Source organism: Sporomusa sp. (assembly GCF_057736855.1).
In genome coordinates this window covers 1-2,516 of the sequence record NZ_JBYKYF010000376.1, presented here as the reverse complement: position 1 = coordinate 2,516, position 2,516 = coordinate 1, and the positions used below count along the sequence as shown (strand labels likewise).

Here is a 2,516-nt window from a genome sequence, read left to right as displayed (position 1 = left end):
GCCGGCCGTTCCACTAGGCTCGCCGTCGTCATCGGCTTTTTGCTGTTGCCCATGCTGGCCGATTACATAGGCTGAGCAATTATGAGTAGCTTCTTTGTGGCGTTTTTTTATAGTATCAATAAATTGAAGAGCCGCTTCTTCGGTCTCGGCCGGGCCGGCATAACCAATAAACAGAGATTTATTGATTTCAAGTTGTGTTTCACTTACTTGTTTTATTGTGCGGTAGGTTGGCAGCATATGAATACCTCCGTTCCGCGTCGGTAGTATAGGTAGCCAGTAATCGTTTAATATCGGCCGGCAGAGGGGCTGTAACAGTAATTACTTGTTTCGTTGTCAGATGCTTAAAACATACCGAAACCGCATGCAAAGCTTGTCTGGACATATACGGCGTGCGGATTCCATACATGCGATCGCCAATGATGGGATAACCCAGATGGGCTAGGTGTACACGGATTTGATGGGTACGACCAGTATCCAACACCAGTTCCAACAGTGATATATCAACAAACGTACGGACAGTTTGGTAATGGGTAATAGCTTTTTCGCCGTTTGGATGTATGACCCGCCGGTTAGGTAAGTTTGGATGAGGACCGATGGGGGCATCGATGATTCCTGCTGGCGGTTCGACCACACCTTGGACTAATGCCCAATAGGTACGTTTGAGTACCCCGGATTTTAGCTGGTTTTCCAATATGAACTGGCTGCGGGAATTTTTGGCAAAAATTACACAGCCTGATGTTTCGCGGTCTAACCTATGAACTGGGCGCATGGTAGTCAATATGCCGCGTTCGCGGAGATGGTAGGCCAAGTGGTTGGCCAGAGTACCGCTGGTTGTTTGTCCGGTAGGATGAACGAGCTGGTAGGGCGGTTTATTTAGAACCAGCAAATGTTCGTCTTCATACAAAATATCAATCTCTCCCGGTTTAGGTTCAACCCCGTAAGACTTATCTTCAAGCAGCAAAACCCGCAATATATCATTTTCTTTCAGCTGCCGTTTCAGGTAGGCAGGCTTACCGTTTACGAATATTCCTTTTTGGCGAGTTAGCTTTTGTATTTGTCGCCCGGAGTAGTGCAAGACCTGTTTTAGATAATTTTCGATAGTTATACCAGTATGTTCTTGCGCAATTTTATGGTTCTGGAATGATTTCATGAAAAGCCTTCTTTCGTATTATGGTTCGTTTGACGCTATCTGCATCGTACAAGGAGAATACGTAAGCGGTTGGAACTATTTTAACTATAAATCAAACCCCTGAATTTGGCAATTCCCCAACTGTTGTAGGTTATATAGGCCGGAAGGCCACGTTATGTTATGATAGAAATGAGTGGTGGCTGTAATCGCAAAACGCTAGAAAGGAAAGAAAGCTATGTCATTAGCATCCCAATTGTTAAATTGGTATTATGAAAATGCCAGAGAGTTACCGTGGCGTAGAGATAAAGATGCTTATAAAATTTGGGTTTCAGAAATTATGCTCCAACAAACACGGGTCGAAGCTGTAAAGGAGTATTATCACCGGTGGATGGAACGTTTTCCAACGCTGGAGGTTTTGGCAGAGGCATCAGAGCAGGAAGTTTTGCGATATTGGCAGGGACTGGGTTATTATAGCCGGGCACGGAATCTATTGGCAGGTGCACGGGAAGTATGTGCAACATATGGCGGAAAAGTACCAAGTGATCCAGAGTTGATTCAGCGATTACCGGGGGTGGGTGAATACACGGCCGGAGCTATCGCGAGTATCGCTTACAATCAGCGAGTACCTGCGGTTGATGGCAATGTTCTGAGAATATGTAGCCGGTTATTTTGTCTGGATGGTGATATAACGAAACATGCAACCAAGCGGGAAATTGCCGGTTTAATTCAGCAGCATATGCCTGATCAATTTCCAGGAGATTTTAATCAGGCGCTAATGGATTTGGGAGCTATGATATGTGTTCCTCGTTATCCCCGTTGCCAACTATGTCCTCTGAGTAATCTATGTGAAGGATATCTGAGAGAGGTTCAGGATATGTTGCCTGTTCGGCCAAGCAAAAAGCAACCCTTGCTGATACAACTGGTTGCTGGCTTAGTACTGCGAGATGGACATTATCTGGTGCGGCAACGCCCGGCAACTGGTTTACTGGCTGGAATGTGGGAATTTCCGGCCATGGAACTTAGTGGGAAAACGCCAGTTGAGTGCCTTACATTAGGTTTCAGGGATGAACTTAAGCAAGAAATACGTGTAGGTAAGAAAGAATTTCACTATATTCATACTTTTAGCCACCGGACGTGGGATATTTCTTTTTACCGGTGTCAATGGCTGGACGGACATCTTCAAGGAAAAGAAAGTCGTTGGTTACCTGTTGATGAATTGATGAGTGTGCCTTGGGCAGGTCCGCATTACAAAGTCGCACTGACGTTAGGAACTATAGAAAAAATAATATCCAGAGGAAAGATAGAGTACTCTTAACATTGGTTAAGAGTACTCTCAGGCTGTCGACAAAGTATTGTCGATAGCCTTTTTATTTATTATGATCATCTG

At 44.8% G+C, this 2,516-nt stretch carries 3 protein-coding genes; 1 reads left to right on the top strand and 2 read right to left on the bottom strand.

Annotation, left to right across the window (positions count from 1 at the left end; translation table 11 throughout):
• Positions 1-237 (bottom strand): YigZ family protein (locus tag AC29Z1_RS16460; protein ID WP_488272535.1); only part of this gene is annotated, 237 nt, incomplete at its 3' end.
• Positions 200-1,150, bottom strand: coding sequence for an RluA family pseudouridine synthase (locus AC29Z1_RS16455; protein ID WP_488272534.1), 951 nt, complete (start codon positions 1,148-1,150; stop codon positions 200-202). The genes AC29Z1_RS16460 and AC29Z1_RS16455, both read right to left, overlap by 38 nt.
• Before the next feature lie 214 nt (positions 1,151-1,364).
• Between AC29Z1_RS16455 and mutY the strand changes: the two genes are divergently transcribed.
• Positions 1,365-2,444, top strand: a complete 1,080-nt coding sequence (mutY, locus tag AC29Z1_RS16450) for an A/G-specific adenine glycosylase (RefSeq protein WP_488272533.1) — start codon at positions 1,365-1,367, stop codon at positions 2,442-2,444.
• Positions 2,445-2,516 lie beyond the last annotated feature (72 nt).

Excerpts from the sequence above, each read along its gene's own strand:
- mutY (WP_488272533.1), top strand. The coding sequence starts at position 1,365 with ATGTCATTAGCATCCCAATTGTTAAATTGGTATTATGAAAATGCCAGA.
- AC29Z1_RS16455 (WP_488272534.1), bottom strand. The coding sequence starts at position 1,150 with ATGAAATCATTCCAGAACCATAAAATTGCGCAAGAACATACTGGTATA.